The 23,217-nt window shown below is 59.8% G+C and carries 23 protein-coding genes; 14 read left to right on the top strand and 9 right to left on the bottom strand.

Annotation, left to right across the window (positions count from 1 at the left end; translation table 11 throughout):
- Nucleotides 1-242: 242 nt before the first annotated feature.
- From ACQZ6D_RS03150 to ACQZ6D_RS03165, 4 genes are all read left to right on the top strand, one after another.
- On the top strand, nucleotides 243-1,001 hold the full coding sequence (locus tag ACQZ6D_RS03150) for a hypothetical protein (protein WP_065702460.1): 759 nt from the start codon (nucleotides 243-245) through the stop codon (nucleotides 999-1,001).
- A gap of 88 nt (nucleotides 1,002-1,089) precedes the next feature.
- Nucleotides 1,090-1,353 carry an acyl carrier protein gene (locus ACQZ6D_RS03155; protein ID WP_003515534.1) on the top strand — a complete coding sequence of 88 codons (264 nt, stop codon included), beginning with the start codon at nucleotides 1,090-1,092 and terminating at the stop codon, nucleotides 1,351-1,353.
- Nucleotides 1,350-2,882, top strand: a complete 1,533-nt coding sequence (locus ACQZ6D_RS03160) for an AMP-binding protein (protein ID WP_065702459.1) — start codon at nucleotides 1,350-1,352, stop codon at nucleotides 2,880-2,882. Before ACQZ6D_RS03155 ends, ACQZ6D_RS03160 begins: the two co-directional genes overlap by 4 nt.
- Nucleotides 2,866-4,143, top strand: coding sequence for a type III PLP-dependent enzyme (locus ACQZ6D_RS03165; protein ID WP_065659340.1), 1,278 nt, complete (start codon nucleotides 2,866-2,868; stop codon nucleotides 4,141-4,143). Before ACQZ6D_RS03160 ends, ACQZ6D_RS03165 begins: the two co-directional genes overlap by 17 nt.
- A gap of 113 nt (nucleotides 4,144-4,256) precedes the next feature.
- Here ACQZ6D_RS03165 and ACQZ6D_RS03170 read toward each other — a convergent pair whose 3' ends face one another.
- The 6 genes from ACQZ6D_RS03170 to coaD all read right to left on the bottom strand — a co-directional run bounded on the left by ACQZ6D_RS03170 (nucleotide 4,257) and on the right by coaD (nucleotide 9,498).
- Nucleotides 4,257-5,414 carry an aminodeoxychorismate synthase component I gene (locus tag ACQZ6D_RS03170; RefSeq protein WP_174047444.1) on the bottom strand — a complete coding sequence of 386 codons (1,158 nt, stop codon included), beginning with the start codon at nucleotides 5,412-5,414 and terminating at the stop codon, nucleotides 4,257-4,259.
- Nucleotides 5,415-5,450: 36 nt separating this feature from the next.
- On the bottom strand, nucleotides 5,451-6,581 hold the full coding sequence (gene tgt, locus ACQZ6D_RS03175) for a tRNA guanosine(34) transglycosylase Tgt (RefSeq protein WP_448729607.1): 1,131 nt from the start codon (nucleotides 6,579-6,581) through the stop codon (nucleotides 5,451-5,453).
- On the bottom strand, nucleotides 6,581-7,663 hold the full coding sequence (queA, locus tag ACQZ6D_RS03180) for a tRNA preQ1(34) S-adenosylmethionine ribosyltransferase-isomerase QueA (RefSeq protein ID WP_065702456.1): 1,083 nt from the start codon (nucleotides 7,661-7,663) through the stop codon (nucleotides 6,581-6,583). Before queA ends, tgt begins: the two co-directional genes overlap by 1 nt.
- A gap of 195 nt (nucleotides 7,664-7,858) precedes the next feature.
- The gene (locus ACQZ6D_RS03185; protein WP_003515547.1) at nucleotides 7,859-8,368 is read right to left on the bottom strand and encodes a peptidylprolyl isomerase; all 510 of its coding nucleotides are present in this window, start codon (nucleotides 8,366-8,368) and stop codon (nucleotides 7,859-7,861) included.
- Nucleotides 8,369-8,404: 36 nt separating this feature from the next.
- Nucleotides 8,405-8,974 (bottom strand): peptidylprolyl isomerase, encoded by a 570-nt coding sequence (locus ACQZ6D_RS03190; protein WP_019566173.1) that lies wholly within the window; start codon nucleotides 8,972-8,974, stop codon nucleotides 8,405-8,407.
- A gap of 29 nt (nucleotides 8,975-9,003) precedes the next feature.
- Nucleotides 9,004-9,498 (bottom strand): pantetheine-phosphate adenylyltransferase, encoded by a 495-nt coding sequence (gene coaD, locus ACQZ6D_RS03195; RefSeq protein ID WP_003515552.1) that lies wholly within the window; start codon nucleotides 9,496-9,498, stop codon nucleotides 9,004-9,006.
- 418 nt (nucleotides 9,499-9,916) lie between these two features.
- Here coaD and ACQZ6D_RS03200 point away from each other — a divergent pair, with 418 nt between their 5' ends.
- From ACQZ6D_RS03200 to ACQZ6D_RS03235, 8 genes are all read left to right on the top strand, one after another.
- On the top strand, nucleotides 9,917-10,096 hold the full coding sequence (locus ACQZ6D_RS03200) for a hypothetical protein (RefSeq protein WP_003515553.1): 180 nt from the start codon (nucleotides 9,917-9,919) through the stop codon (nucleotides 10,094-10,096).
- A gap of 41 nt (nucleotides 10,097-10,137) precedes the next feature.
- Nucleotides 10,138-10,272 carry a hypothetical protein gene (locus ACQZ6D_RS03205; RefSeq protein WP_003515556.1) on the top strand — a complete coding sequence of 45 codons (135 nt, stop codon included), beginning with the start codon at nucleotides 10,138-10,140 and terminating at the stop codon, nucleotides 10,270-10,272.
- 270 nt (nucleotides 10,273-10,542) lie between these two features.
- On the top strand, nucleotides 10,543-12,435 hold the full coding sequence (locus ACQZ6D_RS03210) for a peptidylprolyl isomerase (protein ID WP_013636263.1): 1,893 nt from the start codon (nucleotides 10,543-10,545) through the stop codon (nucleotides 12,433-12,435).
- A 16-nt stretch (nucleotides 12,436-12,451) separates the two neighbouring features.
- The gene (gene trpD / locus ACQZ6D_RS03215) at nucleotides 12,452-13,486 is read left to right on the top strand and encodes an anthranilate phosphoribosyltransferase (RefSeq protein WP_013636264.1); all 1,035 of its coding nucleotides are present in this window, start codon (nucleotides 12,452-12,454) and stop codon (nucleotides 13,484-13,486) included.
- 19 nt (nucleotides 13,487-13,505) lie between these two features.
- The gene (gene trpC, locus ACQZ6D_RS03220; protein ID WP_003515561.1) at nucleotides 13,506-14,321 is read left to right on the top strand and encodes an indole-3-glycerol phosphate synthase TrpC; all 816 of its coding nucleotides are present in this window, start codon (nucleotides 13,506-13,508) and stop codon (nucleotides 14,319-14,321) included.
- Between the two features lie 7 nt (nucleotides 14,322-14,328).
- On the top strand, nucleotides 14,329-14,820 hold the full coding sequence (gene moaC / locus ACQZ6D_RS03225; protein WP_065702455.1) for a cyclic pyranopterin monophosphate synthase MoaC: 492 nt from the start codon (nucleotides 14,329-14,331) through the stop codon (nucleotides 14,818-14,820).
- Nucleotides 14,821-16,038: a molybdopterin molybdotransferase MoeA gene (locus ACQZ6D_RS03230; RefSeq protein WP_065702454.1), complete on the top strand. Its 1,218-nt coding sequence runs from the start codon at nucleotides 14,821-14,823 to the stop codon at nucleotides 16,036-16,038. It begins immediately after the preceding gene.
- Nucleotides 16,039-16,538: 500 nt separating this feature from the next.
- Nucleotides 16,539-17,609 (top strand): GGDEF domain-containing protein, encoded by a 1,071-nt coding sequence (locus tag ACQZ6D_RS03235; protein ID WP_065687305.1) that lies wholly within the window; start codon nucleotides 16,539-16,541, stop codon nucleotides 17,607-17,609.
- A 238-nt stretch (nucleotides 17,610-17,847) separates the two neighbouring features.
- Here the strand turns inward: ACQZ6D_RS03235 and ACQZ6D_RS03240 are convergent, their stop codons facing one another.
- The 3 genes from ACQZ6D_RS03240 to ACQZ6D_RS03250 form a co-directional block, all read right to left on the bottom strand.
- Nucleotides 17,848-18,456: a pyridoxamine 5'-phosphate oxidase family protein gene (locus ACQZ6D_RS03240; RefSeq protein ID WP_065702453.1), complete on the bottom strand. Its 609-nt coding sequence runs from the start codon at nucleotides 18,454-18,456 to the stop codon at nucleotides 17,848-17,850.
- A gap of 52 nt (nucleotides 18,457-18,508) precedes the next feature.
- Complete coding sequence (locus tag ACQZ6D_RS03245) at nucleotides 18,509-20,320, bottom strand: monovalent cation:proton antiporter-2 (CPA2) family protein (protein ID WP_019566167.1); 1,812 nt, start codon at nucleotides 20,318-20,320, stop codon at nucleotides 18,509-18,511.
- A 222-nt stretch (nucleotides 20,321-20,542) separates the two neighbouring features.
- Nucleotides 20,543-20,911, bottom strand: coding sequence for a gamma-butyrobetaine hydroxylase family protein (locus ACQZ6D_RS03250; RefSeq protein ID WP_003515573.1), 369 nt, complete (start codon nucleotides 20,909-20,911; stop codon nucleotides 20,543-20,545).
- Nucleotides 20,912-20,996: 85 nt separating this feature from the next.
- On the opposite strand from ACQZ6D_RS03250, the gene moaA reads away from it, so the two are divergent.
- Nucleotides 20,997-22,094 (top strand): GTP 3',8-cyclase MoaA, encoded by a 1,098-nt coding sequence (gene moaA / locus ACQZ6D_RS03255; protein WP_448729608.1) that lies wholly within the window; start codon nucleotides 20,997-20,999, stop codon nucleotides 22,092-22,094.
- Nucleotides 22,095-22,247: 153 nt separating this feature from the next.
- The gene (locus ACQZ6D_RS03260) at nucleotides 22,248-23,216 is read left to right on the top strand and encodes a DMT family transporter (protein ID WP_065702452.1); all 969 of its coding nucleotides are present in this window, start codon (nucleotides 22,248-22,250) and stop codon (nucleotides 23,214-23,216) included.
- The last annotated feature ends 1 nt before the right edge of the window (nucleotide 23,217 follow it).

The following is a 23,217-nucleotide window of genomic DNA, read 5'->3' on the forward strand; positions in this document are numbered from 1 at the left end:
CTGCCATATGAATTGACCGACCTTTCCGCTTACAGCCGTGCCGATTAACGGGACGGTAAATCTATCGTCGTATGCCGATATTGCGCGGTGGAGTTGAAAAATCCCTCCCTGCCCGAAACGACGCGAGATAGCGGGAGCGACCTCTGAGAACCGTACCGATCGACAACGGAAACCGCGTCGCTGCCGTTGCACTTCTGACGAAAGGTTTTCCGGAAAAGAGCGAGGCTTTCTGGGCGCTCGGCGTGTCCCTTATAAGCGACCATCATCAGCGGCAGGATCTCGGCACCATCGGGCAATTGCTGATGAAGGGCGACGATGCCGTTGGCGTTCTTCTGACGATCCGAAGCCGCTTGGCCGAGACCGGCAGGACAGTCGTCAACCTGTCCAGCTGGTATGTCGAACCTTCCAGCCGCTGGTTTGCACCGCGTATGCTGCAAATGGCGACATCCTCCGAAGAAGACATCTTCACCGATCTCACCCCGTCTCCAGAAGCCTGCAAGCTGAACGAGAGACTGGGGTTCACAACGATAACGAATTGCACGCTTTTTTATCCCCTGCCTTTAAAGGCATTCGGCCCGGCCAGGGCGCGGCTGCGCCCGCTTGCCGAAGTGCCGCAGGGCACGCTGTCTGCCGCCACGCGCGACATGCTGGAAGATCATGCGCGTTTCGGCTGCATCGTGGCAGTCATGGAGGCGGATGGAAGCCATTATCCGCTGGTGTTTTTAAAAACCATAACCAAAAGGCTGCCCTCCGCCCGCCTCATCTATTGCGAGGACAGGCAAGTCGCCCAGAGGCACATTTCGGCAATTGCCCGCCATCTTCTTGGCAAAGGCCGGCTTGCATTGACCATGGCAGCTTCCGATGAGAAGCGAGACGCCGGCGGATTTGCCATACTCAAATCCTCGCCAATACAAGTAAAGGGAGCATGGAACCCACGGTTTATTAACGAAACATATTCAGAATTGGTGTTATTGCCACCCTGGGTATTGGGACGCTCTTAAAAGACGCGCGCTTAAACCTTGCCTGAAAAGAAGAAAATGCGCTTCGGCCGAGACTAGTCCCGACTGCGCGAACGAGCGGAGAATAAGCATGCTTTCAGCGAAACCCAGGGAAGTCGATGTCTCCGAGACCATCTATTCCTACCTCTCGCAGCGTTTCCCGGCTCATGCACCGTTTTCCGCAGATACGCAATTGCTCGAAGGCGGCGTGATCGATTCGCTCGGTTTTCTCGAACTGATGATCTTTCTCGGCGAAGGTTTCGGCATCGTTCTCAATGATGAACATTTCACCCCGGAAAATCTCAGCACGCCGGCCGATCTGATTGCCTTCGTCACGCAGGAACGGCGCAGATGACAACCCACATCCTGCTGCACCACCTGCTCACCGCGCGGGCGGAAAGCGGCGATGAGGCGCTTGTCTACAAAGAAAAATCACTGAGCTATCGCGAATTTTCCGAAGCGGCCGCACGTTGTGCGGCGGCATTGCAGGAGGCCGGAACGGAGCGCGGCGACCGTGTCGTCATCTTCCTGCCGCGCGGCATCGAGGAATGCTGGTCGATCTTCGGCGTGAGCATGGCTTCCTGCGTCTTCGTGCCGGTCAACGCGCTTTTGAAGGCGCAGCAAATCCGCCATATCGTCGCGGATTGCGGCGCAAAAATCGTTATCAGCAGTGCTACGATGATGGATGAGCTGAACGCGGCTGTGGAAGACCTGCCCGAGGTCACTGTACTGCTGGCGGAACAAATCGACCGCCGCCCGCCCGTGCCTGCCAAAGTCTCCCCATCAATTGGCGAGGACCTTGCAGCAATCCTCTACACATCCGGCTCCACCGGCTCGCCCAAGGGCGTGATGCTGTCGCACCGTAATCTTCTGGCCGGAGCGCGCATCGTGCGCACCTATCTGGAGATCACCGGAAAAGACCGCCTTCTCTCCATTTTGCCCTTCAGTTTCGATTACGGCCTGAACCAGTTGCTGACGGCGGTTGAACAGGGTGCGACCACTGTTATCTCCACCTTCAGGCTCGGCGACGACATTGTCAGGGACTTGCGCGACCATGCCATCACCGGGCTTGCCGGCGTACCAACTGTCTGGGCGATCCTGACGAGGGCCGCGCCGTTGCTGGCGAAAACGCCGCTGCCGCAGTTGCGATACATCACCAACTCCGGCGGACGCGTGCCGCAGGAAACCGTGAGGGCGTTGCGCGAAAAGCTGCCGGGAACGAAAATCTATCTGATGTATGGCCTGACCGAGGCCTTCCGCTCCACCTTCCTGCCGCCTGATGAAATCGACCGCCGCCCGACTTCCATCGGCAAGGCAATCCCGGAATGTGAAATCTTCATCGTCACCGCCGAGGGACAGAGGGCAAAACCGGGTGAGCCCGGCATTCTCGTCCATCGCGGCCCGACCGTGTCGCTGGGTTACTGGAACCGGCCGGAAGATACCGCCAAGGTGCTGCGCCCTCACCCTTTCATTCCGGCTGCACGCGGCGGCGAGACCGTGTGTTATTCCGGCGATCTGGCGGTGGAAGACGAGGACGGCTTTTTCAGTTTCGTTGCCCGCAACGATGCGATGATCAAATCGTCAGGCTATCGCATCAGCCCGACCGAGGTGGAGGAAAGCCTGATGTCGACTGGCCTTTTCCAGCAGGTCGCCGTCATCGGCCTGCCGGACCCCTTTGCAGGCGAGAAGGTGCATGCCGTGGCAACCGCCGCCAACGAAAATATCGATGTTTCCGCAGCTCTCAAAAAAGCCGCCGAAATGCTTGCCCCCTTCATGATTCCGCGCGCCATCGAACTGGTCGACCGGCTTCCGGTGACGGCCAATGGCAAGGTGGATTACCGCGCGCTGGTGCGCGAACGGACGGACAATGGCGCCCACGGATAAACCCCAAAGCCACGGCCCTGCCCTTGCCGCCGCGCAATTCGCAGTCGACGAAAACGATCTCGTCATCGGCGGCCTTGCCGTGCGCGATATCGTCGCTGAGACCGGAACGCCGTGCTTCCTCTATGACGCGAGCGCCATGCGCCGCGCCTATCGCGATCTCGCAACCGCGCTCAGTGGTTTTGCCAATATCTTTTATTCGGTGAAAGCCAATCCCCTGCCCGCCATCATCTCGCTTTTCCGCGAAGAAGGCGCTGGCGCGGAAATCGCCTCTGTCGGTGAATATCGCGCCGCCATCAAGGCGGGCATACCGCCGGAAAAGATCATCTTCGCCGGCCCCGGCAAGCGTCAGGCCGAATTGCTTGAGGTGATCGAGGGCGGTATCGGCGAAATCCATATCGAGAGCGCCGAGGAAATTGCCCGTATCGAAGCCATCGGCAAACCGGTCAAGGCTTCGATCCGCATCAATCCGGTGCCGGATGCGCAGGCAGGCGCCATGCGCATGGGTGGCAAGGCCACCGCCTTCGGTTTCGACGAGGAAGAACTCGAAAACGTCCTGCCGCTGTTCAGGGACATCAGGCATATCAATCTCGTCGGTGTCCATATTTACGGCGGCACGCAAATCCTCGATGCCGACATGCTTGTCTCCCAATGGAGACACTCCATTTTGCTTGCCGCACGCATGGCCGAAATGCTCGGCAGGCCACTTGAAACCATCGATCTCGGCGGCGGCCTCGGCATCCCCTATTTCGCCGGGGAAACGCCGCTCGATCTTGCAGCGGTCAGTGCCGCCATTCCCGATCTCAAGGCCTTGATGCATGCGCATCCGCTGATTGCGAATGCTCACATCATCGTCGAACCCGGCCGCTTCCTCGCCGGTCCCGGCGGCATCTATGTGGCGGAAGTCAATTCGGTAAAGACCTCGCGCGGCACCACCTTCGTGGTAACGGATGGTGGCATGCATCACCATCTGGCAGCCTCCGGCAATCTCGGCCAGATCGTCAAGCGCAACTACCCCATCGTCGCACCGGCCATGATGCAGGCAGACAATGAGGAAACGGCAACCATCGTCGGCCCGCTCTGCACACCACTCGACACGCTGGCCCGCAATGCGGCCCTGCCGAAGCTGAAGGCTGGTGATCTCCTGGCAATCCTGCAATCGGGCGCCTATGGCGTCACCGCCAGCCCTTCGGGTTTTCTCAGCCATCCGGTGGCGAAGGAAGTGCTGGTGGAGAATGGTGCGTTTAAGGTGATAGGGCGCTGAGGACGTTTGGCAGCGAAAACCGTAGCCGGTTTTCTTACGGACGCATATCCGCCTGCTGACATTGGAGCTTCCTCCAACCTCCCTCATTCCTGTGCTTGTCACAGGAAAGGAGATCACCCCCGTAACAGCCTGTCCCCAACCGCAAACTTGGATTTCAGCAGACACTCATCATATTCCGCCTCGGCATCCGAATCGAAAACGATGCCGCCGCCGACATTGAAGATCGCGCGGCCGCCATCGAACAGGGTCAGCGTGCGGATCGCCACCGAAAAACGCATTTCTCCATTCGGAGACATGAAACCGATAGCACCGCAATAGGCGTCGCGCGGCATCTGTTCCAGTTCGCGCAGGATCTTCATCGCCCACAATTTCGGCGCGCCGGTCACCGAACCGCAGGGAAAAAGCGCCGCGAAAATATCCTCCACCGTCACATCAGGCAAAAGCTTCGCGCGCACATGGCTGACCATCTGGTGCACGGTGGGATAGGTCTCGATATCGAACAGTCGCGGCACATGGAGGCTGCCGACCTCGGTGATGCGGGAAATATCGTTGCGCAGGAGATCGACGATCATGCGGTTTTCGGCAAGCGTCTTTTCATCCTCAAGCATCGCCGCGATGATCGCCCGGTCCTCTTGCGCATTCGCACCGCGCGGCGTCGTTCCCTTCATCGGATGGGTTTCGATGAAACCTTCCCCGTCAACTGAGAAAAACAGTTCCGGTGAGCGCGACAGGATCACCGGTCCACCGAGATCGACCAGCGCGCCATATTTAACCGGCTGGCGCTCAACCAATGACCAGAAAGCCGTGAGCGGATCGCCGCTCCAGCGAGCATGAACGGGCATCGTCAGATTACCCTGATAACAGTCGCCGCGACGCAGATGCCCGTGCAGCCGCTCGAAGCGCTGGCAATAGTCTTCAAGGCTCCATGCGGGCGCGGGATCGGCCAGGAACGCATCGGCATCCGGCAGACTTTCGGGCCGCGCAAATCGCCCCTCATCCGGTTGTGGGCCGGAAAAGACGCCGAAGCGAAGGAACGGCACGTTGCGAGGCTCGGCAGCAAAGTCCGCAAGTTTCGGCTCGAACAGGAAACCCGCCTCGTAGGACATATAGCCGGCAAGGTATTTCCCGGCGCGGCGCAGCTGCTCCATGCGTTTCAGCGCCGCGAAAAACGCCTCTGGCTCATCCGCGACGATGATCTCCTCCGGCTCGGTGAAGGCTGTCACCGTGCCGGTCGTGTCATCCCGGAAAAGAACGTAAGGCGCATGTGCCAAGGAAAGCGTCCGAACAGGAGAAAGGGTCGGGAAAAATCAGATCGGGTCTATGTCGCCCCGCGCCCACATCTCTATGGTTTCCGCATAAAAATCGGCGAAACGGCCTTCCTCGATCGACTTGCGGATACCCTGCATCAGCTCCTGATAATAGGCAAGATTGTGCCAGGAGAGCAGCATACCGCCCAGCGCCTCGTTGGAGCGCGTAAGATGATGCAGATAGGCGCGGGAGTAATCACGCGAGGCCGGGCAGTTTGACTGCTCATCGAGCGGCCGCATATCCTCCGCATGGCGGGCATTGCGGATATTGACCCTGCCGCGACGGGTGAAGGCAAGCCCGTGACGACCGGAACGGGTCGGCATCACGCAGTCGAACATGTCGATGCCGCGCGCCACCGATTTCAGAATATCGTCAGGCGTACCGACGCCCATCAGGTAACGCGGCCTTTCGGTGGGCAGCACCGGCAGCGTGATGTCGAGCATGCCCAACATCACATCCTGCGGCTCACCGACGGCAAGGCCGCCGACAGCGTAACCCTTGAGATCAAGCTGCTTCAGCCCTTCGGCGGAGCGAATGCGCAGATCCGGCTGGTCGCCGCCCTGCACAATGCCGAACAAGGCCTTGCCGGGCTGTTCACCGAAGGCGACGCGGCAACGCTCCGCCCAGCGCAGCGACATTTCCATGGCGCGCTCGATTTCCTTGCGCTCGGCCGGCAGCGCGATGCATTCATCGAGCTGCATCTGGATGTCCGAATCAAGCATGCCCTGAATTTCGATCGAGCGTTCCGGCGACATATGGTGCAGCGAACCGTCCACATGGCTCTTGAAGGTCACACCCTTCTCGTCCAGCTTGCGCAGGCCTGAAAGCGACATGACCTGGAAGCCACCGCTGTCGGTGAGGATCGGATGCGGCCAGCGGATAAGCTCATGCAACCCGCCAAGCCTTGCCACGCGCTCCGGGCCGGGCCGCAGCATCAGGTGATAGGTGTTGCCGAGAATGATATCGGCCCCGAGCTCGCGCACCTGGTCGAGATACATGGCCTTGACAGTACCGACAGTGCCAACAGGCATGAAGGCAGGTGTGCGGATGACACCGCGCGGCATGGCGACTTCGCCAAGGCGGGCGCCGCCGCTCGTGGCTTTCAGGGTAAAGGTGAATTTGTCGTGCATCAGTTCTTCCGGAACAACAGGCTTGAATCGCCATAGGAATAAAAACGGTATCCGGTTTCGATGGCATGCGCATAAGCGGCACGCATCGTCTCGAGACCGCAAAAAGCCGAAACGAGCATGAACAGCGTCGATTTCGGCAGGTGGAAATTGGTCATCAGAATATCGACCGCGCGGAAACGGTATCCGGGCGTGATGAAGATGCCCGTCGCGCCCGACCATGGCTGAATAACGCCATTCTCATCAGTGGCGCTTTCGATAAGCCGCAGCGAAGTGGTGCCGACAGAAACGATCCGTCCGCCGCGCGCCTTGACGGCATTGAGCTTTGCTGCAGTCTCTTGCGAAACATGGCCGATCTCGAAATGCATCTTGTGATCGTCGGTATCGTCGGCCTTAACTGGAAGGAAGGTGCCTGCCCCAACGTGAAGTGTCACGAAATGTCGCTCGATGCCGGCTTCGTCCAGCGCCGCAAACAGATCGGGCGTGAAATGCAGGCCGGCAGTGGGTGCGGCAACGGCGCCCTTCTCGCGGGCATAAATTGTCTGGTAATCGGTCTGGTCCTGCGCATCTTCCGGGCGCTTCGCGGCGATATAGGGCGGCAAAGGAATATGGCCGACGGAGGCGATCGCCTCGTCCAGAACAGGTCCGGAAACGTCAAAAAGCAGCGTGATCTCGCCCTCCTCACCCTTTTCTTCGACGGTGGCCTCCAGATGGGCAAGGCCGCAGGCATTGTCGCGCTCATAACCGAAACGAATGCGGTCACCCTGCTTGATGCGCTTGCCCGGCCGCGCGAAAGCCTTCCAGCGCGACTGGTCGGCGCGCATGTGCAGCGTGGCTGAAACTGCCGTTTCAGGCGCACCTTCGCGCAGCCGCACGCCTTCAAGCTGGGCTGGAATAACGCGGGTGTCGTTGAATAACAGCGCGTCGCCGGGCTTCAGGAAGGAAGTCAGGTCGGATACGATGCGGTCTTCCATGTGGTTCGCATTCGGATCGACCACGAGAAGACGCGCACTATCGCGCGGGTTCGCCGGGCGAAGGGCGATATTGTCCTCGGGGAGATCGAAATCGAACAGGTCTACGCGCATTGCAAGGGCTCTCGAAATATCAAAACCCGCCCTGCATGGCATGGGGCGGGTGGTGGGTGATGACAAGGCTTCCGACTACACTCGATCTCATCCTCGGGCTTGTCGCGAGGATGAGGTCTGGGAGGTTGACGCCATCATCAATGTGAAACGCCCCGCAGTTTCCTGCGGAGCGGGTAAACACTTTATACGCTATTATCAGGCCGCCGATGCAAGCTTCATCGAAACGATCGAATCGGGGTCCTTCACAGGCTCGCCGCGCTTGACCTTGTCGATGGCTTCCATGCCTTCGATGACCTGGCCCCATACGGTGTACTGCTTGTTCAGCCACGGCGAATCGGTGAAGCAGATGAAGAACTGCGAGTTGGCGGAGTTCGGGCTCTGCGAACGGGCCATCGAGCAGGTGCCGCGTACGTGGGAAATAGCCGAGAATTCAGCCTTGAGGTCAGGCTTCTCGGAGCCGCCCATGCCGGCGCGGGCCGGGTTGAAGCTTTCCGAACCCTTCTTGCCGAACTTCACATCGCCCGTCTGGGCCATGAAGTCTTCGATGACGCGGTGGAACACGACGCCGTCGTAAGCGCCTTCCGATACCAGTTCCTTGATACGGGCAACGTGGCCCGGAGCAACTTCCGGAAGCAGCTGGATCACGACCTTGCCGGTCGTCGTTTCCATGATGATGGTGTTTTCCGGATCCTTGATCTCGGCCATGATTATTCTCCTCTGTTCGGGCTCTATTGCCCTACCTTACTTCTTGCCGACGGTGACCTTGATCATCCGGTCGGGGTTGGAAACTTCGCCGTTGCCGCCGGCGCCACGCTTGATCTTGTCCACGGCTTCCATGCCGGACACGACCTTGCCGACCACGGTGTACTGGCCGTTCAGGAACGGACCGTCGGCAAACATGATGAAGAACTGCGAATTGGCGGAATTCGGATCGCTGGAACGGGCCATGCCGACAACGCCGCGCGTGAACGGTGTCTTGGAGAACTCAGCCGGAATGTCGGCCATGTCAGAGCCGCCGGTGCCGGCACGCTGGGCGTTGAAGCCCTTCTCCATGTTGCCGTACTGCACGTCGCCGGTCTGCGCCATGAAACCGTCAATGACGCGGTGGAAGGCCACGTTGTCATAGGCGCCCTTTTTCGCCAGCGCTTCAATCTGCGCCACGTGCTTGGGCGCGACTTCCGGCATCAGTTCGATGACGACGGGGCCGTCCTTCAGCTGGACGGTCAGGAATTCGGCAGCCGAAGCGAAGGTGCTGGCGGCAAGCGCGCCCGCAAACAGGGCGCCGGCAAAGGCAAATCGAACGAGTTTCATTGGATTGGCTCCGGAATCTGAGGCTGAAGTCAGCGCTTCAGCTTGGCGTTGAGGGCTTCAAGCACGGCTTTGGGAACGAAGGCATCCACATTGCCGCCCATGGCGGCGATCTGCCGGACCAATGTGGCTGTAATGGGTCGCGACGACGTACCCGCCGGCAGGAACACGGTCTGTATATCAGGTGCCATCTGGCGGTTCATGCCGGCCATCTGCATTTCATAATCGAGATCGGTGCCGTCACGCAGGCCGCGCAGAAGAAGGCGCGCGCCATGTTGACGGGCTGCATCGACGACCAGATTGTCGAAGGAAACGACCTCAACGCGCGCCGCCTCACCGGGCAGGCTTTCAGAAAGCGCCCGGCTTATCAGCGTCGCCCGCTCCTCGAAGCTGAACAGCGGTGCTTTTCCGGGATGGATGCCGACGGCGACGATGACTTTGGACGCCACGTTCAGCGCCTGGATAAGCACATCCAGATGTCCGTTGGTCATCGGATCGAAGGATCCTGGATAAAAGGCAATCGTCATATCGCTCTCAAGTGGTGGGCGTTATGTGCCGCCTTTTGTCACGGAGATGGGCGCGGCGCAAGACTTTTACAACCCGGACGCCCTCCCGGTGCGGTCTGAACAACGGATGAATGCGCCGTTCAGTGCGGTTTCAGGGCTCATTTATATAAATACACGGCATCGGGAAACCGAAATGCCCCTCACCTCGTTAAGCCCCCGGAGAAATGAAAATGCTGGCCTTTATGATCGTCTTTTCGGTCATCGCATCATTCGCAGCCGAGTATCTTTTCCTCGAATGAGGCCAGTCGCCGGTTTCCTGAACGCCAGATGAACAAGCCATTCAAGGAAGTTTCACAGGCGCGATGCTAATCGATTTTTAAGGTTGACGCGGAACATGATTGGACGTGGCGCGTTAATATCAAACCAAAGGAACAGACAGATGTTTGTAAGAGAAAAACAGTCTACTTCGGCAAAAATCAGCGTCATCAGCACCGCCTGGACAGTACTGGTCATCGCAATGGTAGCAACAACGTTTAGCCTTTATGATCAGAAGCCTGCCGCCCAGGGACCGGACTATCCACAGATGACCGCCCGCTACCAGTCCATGACCTATTACTGATGAGGAACTAGGATTTCCTCGCTACCAACGGAGATGATATCATGTTCACATTCCTGACTCTGCTTCTTGCCCTGATCAGCATTATGTTCGTGACGTCAATGATCTCCGCCGTCGCCGAGATGCGACGGGAAGACGAGGAATTCAAGGCCTCGGTAAGACGCAACCGCGCGTTCTGACCGCAACCATCAGACTTAGCCGTCTTTCAGAATATGATTCTCCGCAACCGCCTGGACGCTCCGGGCGGTTTTATTTTGCCGCCTTAACGGCCAGTATGGCGAAGATGAAGGCGTAAAAACCTAGCCCCAATCACATAAGCGTTTTCAAAACCCCGTTTTTCCAAGGCAAATTCCCTTCAATTTCCCATTGGATTGATTTAAGGAACGCCGATACGTTGCGGGCCGGACGGCTGGCGACCGCAATGACGTTCCTGTGAGGTTTGCATAACGATGCTCGATTCCCTGAGAAATGCTTCTCGAACCATGGCAGCCAAGCTGCTGCTTCTCCTGCTTGTTGTTTCGTTTGGCGTCTGGGGCGTCTCCGCATCACTCGTCACCTCCAATTCGCATGCGGTCATGACCGTCGGCGACCAGACGGTCAGCCCGCAGGAATTCCGCCTCGCCTATCAGCGTCAGGTTTCCGATCTGAGCCGCCAGTTCGGCGCGAGACTGACCACCGAACAGGCCAAGGCCTTCGGTATCGACCGCCAGGTATTCAGCCAGCTTGCGGCGGGTGCCTCGCTGGATGAACTGGCGTCGAAGATGAATCTCGGCCTTTCGGAAGACCGCCTCGCCAATCTCATCGCCGAAGACCCGGCATTCAAATCGGTTAATGGCCAGTTCGATCGCACCCTGTTCACCGAACGGCTGCGCAATTCCGGCCTGCGCGAAGACGACTATATCAAGGAACGCAGCAAGGTCGCGGTCAGAAGCCAGATCGTTGAGGCCGTTTCCGATGGTTTCAAGGCACCGCAGGTACTGGTGGACGCACTCAAGCAATACCGCAACGAACAGCGCTCGGTCGATTACGTCATCCTGTCCAACGCCGTCATTGCGCCGGTCAAGGCGCCGGGCGACGACGTGCTTGCACCCTGGTTTGAAACCAACAAGGCGAAATATCGCGCGCCCGAGTTCCGCAAGTTCACCTATGTGAAGCTGGAACCATCGGACATTGCCGATCAGGCTTCGGTGACGGATGCGCAGATCGCCGACTATTACAACAGCCACAAGGACAGCTTCCGCACCGCCGGTCGCCGCACCGTCGAGCAGCTGACCTTCCCGGAAAAGGAAATGGCAGAAGCCGCCGCGGAGCAGATCCGCCTCGGCAACACCACCTATGATCAGGTGGTTAAGGATCAGGGCAAGACCGCCTCCGACGTGACGCTTGGCGAATTCACCAAGGACACGATCCCCGACCAGTCGATTGCCGATGCTGCTTTCGCCGTCCAGAAGGATGGCGGCGTGTCTCCGGTCGTGGCAGGCTCCTTCGGCCCGGTCATCCTGCGCATCACCGGCATCAAGCCGGAAACCACCCGCACGCTGGAAGAAGCGAAAGAGGACATCCGCAAGGACCTCGCCACCGCTGCTGCAGCCGAAGAAGTCACCAATGTGCATGACCGTTACGAAGACCTGCGTGCCGGTGGCTCCTCGCTTGCAGATGCGGCAAAGCAGCTGAACCTCAAGCCCGTCACCATCGACGCCATCGATGCCGCCGGTCTTGATGAAAAGGGCGACGCCATTCAGGACCTGCCCTCGCCGCAGCTTGCCCAGGAAGTCTTCAAGACCGAACCCGGCACCGAAGCCCTGCCGATCAATCTTGGCCGCGAAGGCTACATCTGGTTCGACGTCGATCAGATCATCCCCGCCCGCGACCGCACGCTTGCCGAAGTGCGCGACGATGTCGTGGCCGACTGGACGGCAGAGCAGCAGCGCACGGCGCTTGCCACCAAGGCCGACGAGCTGAAGGCACGCGTTGAAAAGGGCGAGACACTGGCAGCGGTGGCTGGCGAACTCGGGCTTGCCGTCGAGCAGAAATCCGGCCTGCGCCGCACCAGCGAGGACGCGATTTTCGGTCGCCAGACGATTACGGCGGTATTCTCCGGCGCTGAAGGCATGACGGGCACAGCGGCAGACGCCGATGGTTCCAGCCGCATCCTCTTCAAGGTCACGGCAGTCGACACCAACGCGCCTGCCGATGCGCTTGCCAATGACGATCAGCAGTTCGCCGCCATCGCCCGCGCGGCCGGCGACGACATGCTCGACCAGATGGTCAACCGCCTGCAGAACGACTACGGTGTGACCATCAATCAGGCCCTCGCCGATCAGGCGATGGTCGGCTTCTAACCGGGGGGCGGAAACGATGGCCGAACTGAAACCGCTGATCGCAAAGGTCGCAAACGGGGAAAGCCTGAACCGTGAGGAATCGCGGGCCGCTTTCGACATTCTGATGTCGGGCGAAGCAACCCCGTCGCAGATCGGCGGTTTCCTCATGGCACTGCGCGTGCGCGGCGAGACGGTGGACGAGATTGTCGGCGCCGTCTCCTCCATGCGCGCGCGCATGCTGCCGGTTTCGGCCCCCGAAAACGCGATCGACATCGTCGGAACCGGCGGTGACGGCATCGGCACCTACAATATCTCGACGCTCGCCTCGATCATCGTTGCCGGCACGGGCCTTCCCGTTGCCAAGCACGGTAACCGGGCGCTAAGCTCCAAATCCGGCACGGCGGATGCGCTGTCCGCACTCGGCGTGAAGCTGGATATCGGCCCTGACCTTATCGCCCGCTGCATCAGTGAGGCGGGACTCGGCTTCATGTTCGCGCAGCTGCACCATTCCGCCATGCGCCATGTCGGTCCAAGCCGCGTCGAACTTGGCACGCGCACCATCTTCAACCTGCTCGGCCCGCTTTCCAACCCGGCGGGCGCGAAGCGCCAATTGCTCGGCGTCTTTTCGCCGCGCTGGCTGGTGCCGCTTGCCGAAGTGCTGCGCGATCTCGGCTCGGAAAGCATCTGGGTCGTACATGGCGACGGCATGGATGAAGTCACGACGACAGGCGTCACCCATGTGGCGGCGCTTGAAAACGGCAAGATCCGCACCTTCGACCTGACGCCGAAGGATTTCGGTGTTGAACCCGCTTCCATGGCAGACCTCAAAGGTGGCGACGGCATTGCCAATGCAGCGGCACTTCGCGAGGTTCTGTCCGGCAAGCGCAACGCCTATCGCGACGTATCGCTATGCAACGCCGCGGCAGCCCTCGTCATTGCCGGCAAGGCCGAAACGCTTGGCGAGGCGATGACGACCGTGAGCCAAGCGCTCGACAGCGGCGCGGCGGCAGCAGCGCTCGACCGCCTGGTCGCCGTCTCCAATGAAACAGTCTCCGGGCAGGCCGACCACTAAAAGGAATGAGAGCGAAACCATGAGCGACATTCTGAAAAATATCGAGATCTACAAGCGCGAGGAAATTGCCGCCGCCAAGGCCAGGGTTTCACTTGCCGATCTCAAGGCGATGGCCGCAGGCCAGACTGCGCCGCGCGGTTTTTACAAAGCGCTGCGAACAAAGCAGGCTGAGGGCAAATTCGGTCTGATTGCCGAAATCAAGAAGGCCAGCCCCTCCAAGGGGCTGATCCGCCCGGATTTCGATCCGCCGGCACTGGCCGCCGCCTATGAGGCTGGTGGCGCCGCCTGTCTTTCCGTGCTGACGGACACGCCGAGCTTTCAGGGGGCGCCGGAATTTCTGACGGCTGCCCGCAATGCCTGCGCGCTGCCTGCGCTGCGCAAGGATTTCATGTTCGATACCTATCAGGTGCATGAGGCCCGCGCCTGGGGCGCGGACTGCATCCTGCTCATCATGGCGTCTCTTTCCGACGATGAGGCGAAACGCCTTGAAGACGAGGCTTTTTCACTCGGCATGGACGTACTGGTCGAGGTGCATGATGCGGAAGAAACCGAACGGGCGCTGAAGCTCGCCTCGCCGCTTCTCGGCATCAATAACCGCAATCTGCGCACTTTCGAGGTCAGCCTCGAAACCAGCGAGAAACTGGCTGGCCTCGTGCCCGCCGATAAGCTGCTTGTCGGCGAAAGCGGCATCTTCACCTATGAGGATTGCCAGCGCCTCGAAAAGAGCGGCATCAGCACCTTCCTCGTCGGCGAAAGCCTGATGCGCAAGGACGATGTGACGGCAGCTACCAAAACCCTGCTAACCGGCCAATCTGGCGTCCTGGCGGCGGAATGATGCGCCGATGAGCGAGGCGACAAAGCTCACCCATATCAATGCGAGCGGCGAGGCCCATATGGTCGATGTCGGCGACAAAGCCGAGACCGTCCGTGTCGCCGTTGCCGAAGGCTTCGTGAAGATGAAGCCGGAAACGCTGGCGCTCATCCGCGATGGCAATGCCAAGAAGGGTGACGTCATCGGCACAGCCCGGCTCGCGGGCATCATGGCAGCCAAGCAGACGGCAAACCTCATCCCGCTCTGCCACCCGCTGATGCTGACCAAGGTTGCGGTGGACATTACCGAAGACGCTGCCCTGCCCGGCCTGCGGGTGGAGGCAATGGTGAAGCTTTCCGGCAAGACCGGCGTGGAGATGGAGGCGCTGACCGCCGTGTCCATCGCCTGCCTGACCATTTACGATATGGCCAAAGCCGCCGACAAGGCGATGGAGATCGTCAATATCCGCCTTCTCGAAAAGAGCGGCGGCAATTCGGGCGATTTCCGGCGACAGGAGACCTGAATGAAGCCACTGCTGCCCGTGGATGAGGCCGTAACGCGCCTTCTGGAGGCGGCGGTTCCTGTGGTTGACAGCGAAACCCTTCCGCTCGCCGAATGCGATGGCCGCGTCCTTGCGGCTGACCTTGCGGCGCGTCTTACCCAGCCGCCTTTCGATGCCTCGGCCATGGACGGCTATGCGCTGCGCAGTACCGATGCGCCACAAATCGGGTCAGTCCTCACCGTCATAGGCCAGGCTGCCGCAGGCCACGCTTTCGCGGGCACGGTGGGTAAAGGCGAGGCCGTGCGTATCTTTACCGGCGCACCGGTGCCAGCGGGTGCGGATGCCATTCTCATTCAGGAAGATGCCGAGCTTCTCGGCGAGGGCAAAATCCGCACCGCTTTCGACATCACCGCCGGGCGCCACATTCGCCCGCGCGGACAGGATTTTGCCGAGGGCGACACCGTTTTGAAGTCCGGCCGCGAACTCTGCTTCACCGATCTCACCGTTGCGGCGGCGATGAATCACGCAACGCTTGCAGTCTATCGCAAGCCACTGGTCGCCATCCTTGCCACCGGCGACGAATTGCTGCCGCCCGGAAGCACGCCCCTTCCCGCCCAGATCATCGCCTCGAACACCTTCGGTGTCGCCGCACTTGCGCGGGCAGCCGGTGCGGAGGTTCTCGATCTCGGCATTATACCCGACAACGACACGCTGATCCGCGCCGCCATCGGCAAGGCTGTCGCGGCAAAGGCCGATGTGCTCGTGACGCTCGGCGGCGCCTCTGTCGGCGACCATGATCTCGTTCAGGCGGCGCTTAAGGCCGAAGGCATGCAGCTCGATTTCTGGCGCATTGCCATGCGTCCTGGAAAACCGCTGATGGTGGGTGCCATCGATGCCATGCAGGTTTTGGGCCTGCCAGGAAATCCAGTCGCGAGCCTCGTCTGCGGCCTGCTGTTCCTCGAGCCACTGCTCCACAGAATCGCCCGCCGCATTCCGCCGCAACGCGTCACCACGGCCCGAACCGCCACACCGCTGAAGGCGAACGATCACCGGCAGGATTATCTTCGCGCCCGTTTCAGCGCCGATGACAACGGCGCTCTGGTGGCGCAAGCCTATGCCAAACAGGATTCATCCATGATGAACATACTGGCACATTCAGACGGCCTGATCGTGCGCCCGCCAAATGCGCCGGCAGTTGACGCAGGTGCGGAATGCTCGGTGATACGGCTTAGAGCCTGACGGGACATATTCCGGCGGCGCACAAAACAACGCATTGTTTCAAAATCTTGCGCAATTTCCACCGCAAGTAGTCACAGAAATGAGACGGGCTGCAGCCACTCCTGTTGAGACGACGTAATAAAAAATGTAACGTTGCTGTATCCGGACATGCGCGAAGAAGTTCGTTGCTTATAAGCGGCGTCTTGCCAGATGAAAAACTCCGTGCCTCAACCATCTCCCGATTATCACCCTGCGTTGTTGTGCCGAAATAAATCACCCTAAAATCACTATCGGGATTGACAGAATAAATACGAAGCTGGCACCAAGACGAGCAGTAGAAATCAAAAAACTCCGGAACTTCCTCGAAATGAGAATTACTTATAATTATCAGCTAAATAAGATAAAAATTGCCGAAGATCAAATTTCAGGGAACAAAAATTAGTTTCCCATAAATTAAGCTTTTCAAAACGGCCTACATAATAATAATCATAGTCGATAAGCAGACTCACTGGAGTTTCTTGATGAACACGGCATCCACGCCCAAATCCACGGGGCCCGACATCGCCGGGCAGATTGCCTACGCCATGCGGAGCATGGGTGTGTCGCCGATCCCGCGCAACTATAGCCTTTTTTACGAAGCCTATATCGGCTCGAACCCGGCGCTGACGAGGGATCTGGCGGCACTGGGAAACCGGGTGACGCAGGAGGATCTGGACGAACTGTCCGCGCGGTACGGGGAAGGCAATCCCATCGCCTCGATCGACGACGCGCACGAGAAGCTGCGGCGTGAACTGGAGGCGCTTCTCGGAACGCTGAGGCGCGAACAGTCCTCCATCGAGAACTACAACAGAATTCTCGGCGAAACCCGTCAGCGGATTGACGACAAGACCGTATCGAGCACCAATATCCTGAAAAATGCGGTCTCGCTGCTGGCAGAGGCCACCGGCTCGAAAATCATCGATGGCGAAAAGGCGTTCAACGACGTCAACCGCCATGCCGAGGAAATGCAACAGGTGCGTCTGGAGCTGGATGAATACAAGCGCATCGCCAATACCGACTCGCTGACGCGCCTTTCCAACCGTCGCGCTTTCGATGACAGGCTGGCCTCCGTCTACAACAGCTCCATCGGCCTGCAATATACGACGCTCATCCTGCTCGACATCGACCATTTCAAGCGGATCAACGATACGTTCGGCCACCCGGTCGGCGACAAGATACTGGCCACCGTCGCCTCCGTCATCCGCGCCAATGTCCGCAAGGACGGCTTCGTCGCCAGAAGCGGCGGCGAGGAATTCGCCATCATTCTTGATGGCAACACGCCGGAAGAAGTCATGGTGATCTGTGAGCGCATCCGCCTGTCGCTGGAAAGCACGCCGTTCCGCAATTCAAGATCGGGCGCCGACTACGGTACGGTGACGATATCGATAGGCTTCGCCTCCGCCTCGCAGGCAAACAATCCGGGCGAACTTTACGGACATGCCGATATGGCACTTTACCACGCCAAGGAAACCGGCAGGAACCGTTCCGTCATTTACGAGGACGGCATGCAGAAGAACTATATCGGCAAGAACTGGCTGATCTACCGTACCTAGGGCGTCGTGCGTCCTTATCGGGGGCGCAGTTAACGGACGCTCTCCTCTTCCCTCATTCCTGTGCTTGTCACAGGAATCTAGCCAGACCAAGTCCTTGGGCTGAAAAGAGCCTCTCTCGCCGCGCCGACGCGCGTCGGCTAGATTCCTGTGACAAGCACAGGAATGAGGGCGGAGAGAAGCCAATGGCTCACGGGCGAATGTGCTGGTCTCGTCAGGACGAAAGCCGCACCGCCACCCCTCACCACATGGTCTTCGCCGCCCGCACCGCCCATTCGCGGTCATAAGTCTCCTGATCGAACTCCGCCTTGGCGGCTTTGAGCAGGCTGCCGGGTGTGGGCAGTGACGCGGGTTCCACGAAGTTATCGGGGTTCCACAGTTCCGAACGCATCAAGGCCCTCGCGCACTGGAAATAGACCTCGTCGATTTCGACCACAATGACGGTGCGCGGGTGTTTACCGTCCATCTCGAAGCTCTGCAGCAAATTGGGTGCGACCGAAACGACAGCGCGGCCGTTGATGCGCATCGTTGTATTCGAGCCCGGGATCAGGAACATCAGCGCCACGCGTGGATCGCGGACGATGTTCAAGAGCGAATCGACGCGGTTGTTGCCGCGCCAGTCGGGCAAAAGCACCGTCCTGTCGTCGGCCACCCTTACCACACCGCCCTTGTCGCCGCGCGGCGAACAGTCCATGCCTTCCGGCCCGACAGTCGCCAGCGCCAGAAATGGCGAAGCCTCGATCATCTGCCGGTATTCGGCGGTCAGCGTGGCTGTCACCTTCGCGATAGATGCCTCGCTTGTGCCATCGTAGATGGCCTTCAATTCCTCAACCGTGCGAATGACCGTCATTGTGCGCTCCAACTCCTGCAATCAATCTGCCCCACCCATAAATCAGGGCGCGTTATTCCTCTGCCGCTTCCGCTTTTTCCCGCTCCGCCCGCTCGCGCGCGGTGCGTGCAGCAACGAGGTCCGCCGGCTGGGAATTGCCGCGGATCAGCGACCGGCCCGCATAAATACCGCCGACGACTTCCATCGCGAAACGTTCCTCGTCGCGGTCGCGGAACTCCTCCACCAAGCGGGCAGCATCTTCACGCTCCTCACCCATGGCGCCAAGCACTTCCTCGCTGAAATTCATCGCCGATTCCAGAGTCTCGCGGATCTGGTAATCCACGCCAGCCTTCACAAGATCGATTGCGTGGCCACGGTCATAGGCACGGGCAAGAACGGGAACCAGCGGAAACTCATGCTTGACGATCTCCGCGATCCGCACAGCGGCTTCCTTGTCATCGACGCAGATCAGCACCGCACGCGCGGTGCTTGCCCCGGCGGCATGCAGGATTTCCGCGCGTGAGCCATCGCCATAATAGACCTTGAAACCGAATTCCGCAGCATCGCGCACAAAGTCGGCATCCTTGTCGATCAGCGACAGCGTGTAGCCACGCGCGAGAAGCGGCTGGCTGACAATCTGGCCGAAACGCCCGAAACCGATCAGCAGAATGCTGCCCTCGACATTTTCCGGCACATCGAGATCATCGGTCTTGGGAACGGCCGCCGGCACCAGCCGGTCGTGCAGAATGACCATCAGCGGCGTCAGCACCATCGAGATGATGATGGTCGCCGTCAGGATGGCGTTGGCTTCGCGGTCGAGGATGCCGGCGCTGACAGCGGCGGAATAGAGCACGAAGGCAAATTCGCCACCCTGCGCCATCAACACAGCCCGCTCCAGGCTTTCGCGCCTGGTAGTGCCGAGCGCCCGCGCCACGCCGTAGATCAGGAATGCCTTGAGCAGCATGTAACCTGCGACGCTGACGACCACGAGCTGCCAGTTCGACGCAATGACGGCAAGATCGATCGCCATGCCGACGCCGAGAAAGAACAGGCCGAGCAGAATGCCGCGAAACGGCTCGATATCCGCTTCCAGCTGATGGCGGAACGACGATTCGGACAGCAGCACACCAGCCAGAAACGCGCCCATCGCCATGGAAAGACCACTGACCTGCATCAACAGCGCCGAACCGAGCACCACGAGCAGGGCCGCGGCCGTCATTACCTCGCGCGCACCGGACGCCGCCAGCAGGCGGAAGAACGGGTTGAGAAGATAACGCCCGGCCAGAATGAGCGCGCCGACGGCGGCAAGCGCGATGCCGACGGAAATCCAGCGCTCCGACGGTGTGACGTGCTCGCCACCAGCACCGAGGAAGGCAACGAGCGCCAGAAGCGGCACGATGGCGAGATCCTCAAACAGCAGGATGGCGATGATGCGCTGGCCCTTGAGGCTGGACATGCTGTTGCGTTCCTGCAGCATCTGCATGACGATTGCCGTGGAAGTCAGCACGAAGCCGGTACCGGCGACAAATGACATGATGAGCGGAAAGCCGAGACTGACGCCAACCATCGTCAGACCCGCCATACAGACCAGCACCTGCAGCGCGCCAAGCCCGAAAATATCCTGCCGCATGGACCACAGCCGTGACGGCTGCATTTCAAGGCCGATGATGAACAGGAACATCACCACGCCGAGTTCGGCGATATGAAGGATCGCCTGCGAATCGGAGAAGAAGCCGAAGCCATATGGCCCGATCACCAGACCGGCGGCCAGATAACCCAGCACCGAACCGAGGCCTATGCGCTTGAAAATCGGCGCGGCCACCACGCCCGCCGCCAAAAGCACGACCACCTGGGCCAGATCATTCCCGTTCGCTTCGACCGCCACACATCACCCCGTTTAAATTGATAGAACGAGGGTGTTCCCTCCGTCACTTCCTAGCGCATCAGTATGAAAATCGAAAATGATTTTACAGAAGGACGATGCGCAGATTCAACGGGTTATTTGTCCATAAGGCTTGCGGGCTTCAGATGCCGCTGCCCTTCTCCCCTCATTCCCGTGCTTGTCACAGGAATGAGGGTGGGGAGTGTCCGCAGGCCTTGCGCCCGCCTACCGGGACAGCGGTTCCCTGCTCAAGCCCTTTTCGGCGAGCTGTCGCTCATAATCGGCAAACGATGCGTCGCCGGTCTCTCCCAGTTCCTTCAGATATCTCCAGGTGAAGATGCCGCTGTCATGGCCGTCGTCGAAGACGATGCGCACGGCATAATTGCCCGTCGCCATCATGGAGCGGATCGTCACGTTGCGCTTGCCGGGAACAGTGACCTTCTGGCCCGGCCCGTGGCCCTGCACTTCCGCGGAGGGTGAAAGCACGCGCAGCATCTCGGCACCAAGCCGATAGACGCTTCCATCATCGAAGGAAACGGTCAGTTGCCGCCGGTCTTTCGACACAAGCAGTTCAGTCGGCCAGGCATCACTCATTTTTCACTTCCGCAAGCTCGTCTTATGCGTCAGAATTACGGACTTGCCTCGCGATAGGCAAGTCACTACATCACCTGTAAAGCACATGCCCGGCAATCTTGTGCCCGGCGCATCGCGCAGTGAGGACGGAGACGTGAACAGTTTCCCCGGATCGCTCGAAAGAGCGCAGTCCCTGACGGAAAACAAAGCACCGATGGTGGACCCTTTCGGCCGGTCCATAACCTATCTGCGCGTTTCCGTGACAGACCGCTGCGATTTCCGCTGTACCTACTGCATGTCCGAACACATGACCTTCCTGCCGAAGAAGGACCTTCTGACGCTGGAGGAACTCGACCGGCTCTGTTCCGTCTTCATTCAAAGGGGCGTGCGCAAGATGAGGCTGACCGGCGGCGAGCCGCTGGTGCGCAAGAACATCATGATGCTGGTGAGGAACCTCGGCCGCCATATTGGCACCGGCGCGCTGGATGAGCTGACGCTGACCACCAACGGTTCGCAGCTTGCGAAATTCGCCGCTGAACTCGCCGATTGCGGCGTGCGGCGCATCAACGTCTCGCTCGATACGCTGGACCCGAAGAAATTCCGCGAGATCACCCGCTGGGGCGATATCGACCGTGTGATGGAAGGGCTGGATGCCGCGCAGGCCGCCGGCATCAAGATCAAGCTCAATGCTGTCGCGCTGAAGGACTTCAACGAGACTGAAATTCCCGAGCTGATGCGTTTCGCCCATGGTCGCGGTATGGACCTGACTGTCATCGAGACCATGCCGATGGGCGAGATCGAGGAAGATCGTACCGATCGCTACCTGCCGCTTTCCAGGCTGCGCGCCGATCTGGAACAAAGCTTCACGCTTGTTGACAACGACTACCAGACCGGCGGCCCTGCCCGCTACGTGACGGTGAAGGAAACCGGCGGCAGGCTCGGTTTCATCACACCCATGACCCATAATTTCTGCGAAAGCTGCAACCGCGTCCGCCTCACCTGCACCGGCACGCTCTATATGTGTCTCGGGCAGGACGATGCCGCCGACCTTCGCACGGCGCTGCGCGCTTCCGACAGCGACGCCTATCTCTCGGGCGCCATAGACGAGGCCATTTTGCGCAAGCCGAAAGGGCATGATTTCATCATTGACCGCACCCACAAGCGCCCCGCTGTCGCCCGCCATATGAGTGTGACCGGCGGCTGAACCTGTTTCTCGTCCACCCACCCATTTAAGCGGTTGAAATGCCGGCTTGGCCGTGTCAGGTCTCTTGGCATGGAGGAATGCGCGGTCCCGCCCGGCGGGCGACCCCTGAGAGGAATTTGGGGTTAGGCTGTGCATGGTCTGGGACAGTATGAAATGGCATTGACGGACAATACGCGCGGCGCCCTTCTGATGGCGCTCGCCATGGCAAGCTTTACGGCCAACGACGCCCTGACGAAATCCGTCACCCCCTACATCAATACCGGCCAGATCATGTTCGTGCGCGGCATCATGACGGTGGTGCTGATCTATATTGCCGCCCGGCACTTCGGCGCGCTCCGGCCGCTGAAAACCCTGATGCGCCCCATCATCATCCTGCGCTGTCTCTGCGAAGTGACAGCCGCCGTTCTCTATCTGACGGCGCTTGGACTCATAGAATTTTCCAACGCCTCGGCCATATTGCAGTCCCTGCCGCTGATCGTCACGCTGGGTGCGGCACTGTTCCTGCGCGAGCCCGTCGGCTGGCGGCGCTGGGCGGCGATCATCGTCGGCTTCATTGGGGTGCTCGTCATCATCCGGCCCGGCCCGGAAGGCTTTACCTCAGGCGCGCTGCTGGTCGTCGCCTCGCTGGCGGTCACCGCCGCGCGTGATCTTCTGACCCGCAAGATGTATGCGGATGTCCCCTCGCTTGCCATCACCTTCGTTACCGCCTCCGTCAACATGGCGGTGGGTGGCCTGCTGATCCAGCCCTTCGGCGGCTGGCAGCCCATGAACTTCATGATCCTGTCGCATCTGGCCGGTTCTGCCGTTCTGGTGCTGGTCGGTTACCAGGCAATTATTCTGGCAATGCGAACCGGCGAAATCTCCTTCGTCGCGCCATTCCGTTACACCAGCCTGCTCTGGGGTTTCATGATCGGCGTGTTCTTCTTCAATGAAAAGATCGACAGCTTCACGATCGTCGGCGCCGTGATCGTCATCGGCTCGGGCCTCTACACCTTCTACCGTGAAAGCCTGCGCAAGCGCTCGCAGATGGCCAAGCGCTCCGCCGCCACGCCCACTGCCGCGACCACCGTGCGGCCAGCGTCCGTAACGAAAGCTGCCGTTACGGAAAAAGCGGGAGAATGAC

This window comes from Agrobacterium sp. 22-3639C2, assembly GCF_053522105.1.

Bases quoted from the DNA above. Each gene is read 5' to 3' on its own strand.
- ACQZ6D_RS03155 (WP_003515534.1), top strand. From the start codon at position 1,090: ATGCTTTCAGCGAAACCCAGGGAAGTCGATGTCTCCGAGACCATCTAT.
- ACQZ6D_RS03160 (WP_065702459.1), top strand. From the start codon at position 1,350: ATGACAACCCACATCCTGCTGCACCACCTGCTCACCGCGCGGGCGGAA.
- ACQZ6D_RS03165 (WP_065659340.1), top strand. From the start codon at position 2,866: ATGGCGCCCACGGATAAACCCCAAAGCCACGGCCCTGCCCTTGCCGCC.
- tgt (WP_448729607.1), bottom strand. From the start codon at position 6,581: ATGCACGACAAATTCACCTTTACCCTGAAAGCCACGAGCGGCGGCGCC.
- queA (WP_065702456.1), bottom strand. From the start codon at position 7,663: ATGCGCGTAGACCTGTTCGATTTCGATCTCCCCGAGGACAATATCGCC.
- ACQZ6D_RS03185 (WP_003515547.1), bottom strand. From the start codon at position 8,368: ATGGCCGAGATCAAGGATCCGGAAAACACCATCATCATGGAAACGACG.
- ACQZ6D_RS03190 (WP_019566173.1), bottom strand. From the start codon at position 8,974: ATGAAACTCGTTCGATTTGCCTTTGCCGGCGCCCTGTTTGCGGGCGCG.
- coaD (WP_003515552.1), bottom strand. From the start codon at position 9,498: ATGACGATTGCCTTTTATCCAGGATCCTTCGATCCGATGACCAACGGA.
- ACQZ6D_RS03200 (WP_003515553.1), top strand. From the start codon at position 9,917: ATGTTTGTAAGAGAAAAACAGTCTACTTCGGCAAAAATCAGCGTCATC.
- ACQZ6D_RS03205 (WP_003515556.1), top strand. From the start codon at position 10,138: ATGTTCACATTCCTGACTCTGCTTCTTGCCCTGATCAGCATTATGTTC.
- ACQZ6D_RS03210 (WP_013636263.1), top strand. From the start codon at position 10,543: ATGCTCGATTCCCTGAGAAATGCTTCTCGAACCATGGCAGCCAAGCTG.
- trpD (WP_013636264.1), top strand. From the start codon at position 12,452: ATGGCCGAACTGAAACCGCTGATCGCAAAGGTCGCAAACGGGGAAAGC.
- trpC (WP_003515561.1), top strand. From the start codon at position 13,506: ATGAGCGACATTCTGAAAAATATCGAGATCTACAAGCGCGAGGAAATT.
- moaC (WP_065702455.1), top strand. From the start codon at position 14,329: ATGAGCGAGGCGACAAAGCTCACCCATATCAATGCGAGCGGCGAGGCC.
- ACQZ6D_RS03230 (WP_065702454.1), top strand. From the start codon at position 14,821: ATGAAGCCACTGCTGCCCGTGGATGAGGCCGTAACGCGCCTTCTGGAG.
- ACQZ6D_RS03235 (WP_065687305.1), top strand. From the start codon at position 16,539: ATGAACACGGCATCCACGCCCAAATCCACGGGGCCCGACATCGCCGGG.
- ACQZ6D_RS03240 (WP_065702453.1), bottom strand. From the start codon at position 18,456: ATGACGGTCATTCGCACGGTTGAGGAATTGAAGGCCATCTACGATGGC.
- ACQZ6D_RS03250 (WP_003515573.1), bottom strand. From the start codon at position 20,911: ATGAGTGATGCCTGGCCGACTGAACTGCTTGTGTCGAAAGACCGGCGG.
- moaA (WP_448729608.1), top strand. From the start codon at position 20,997: ATGCCCGGCAATCTTGTGCCCGGCGCATCGCGCAGTGAGGACGGAGAC.
- ACQZ6D_RS03260 (WP_065702452.1), top strand. From the start codon at position 22,248: ATGGCATTGACGGACAATACGCGCGGCGCCCTTCTGATGGCGCTCGCC.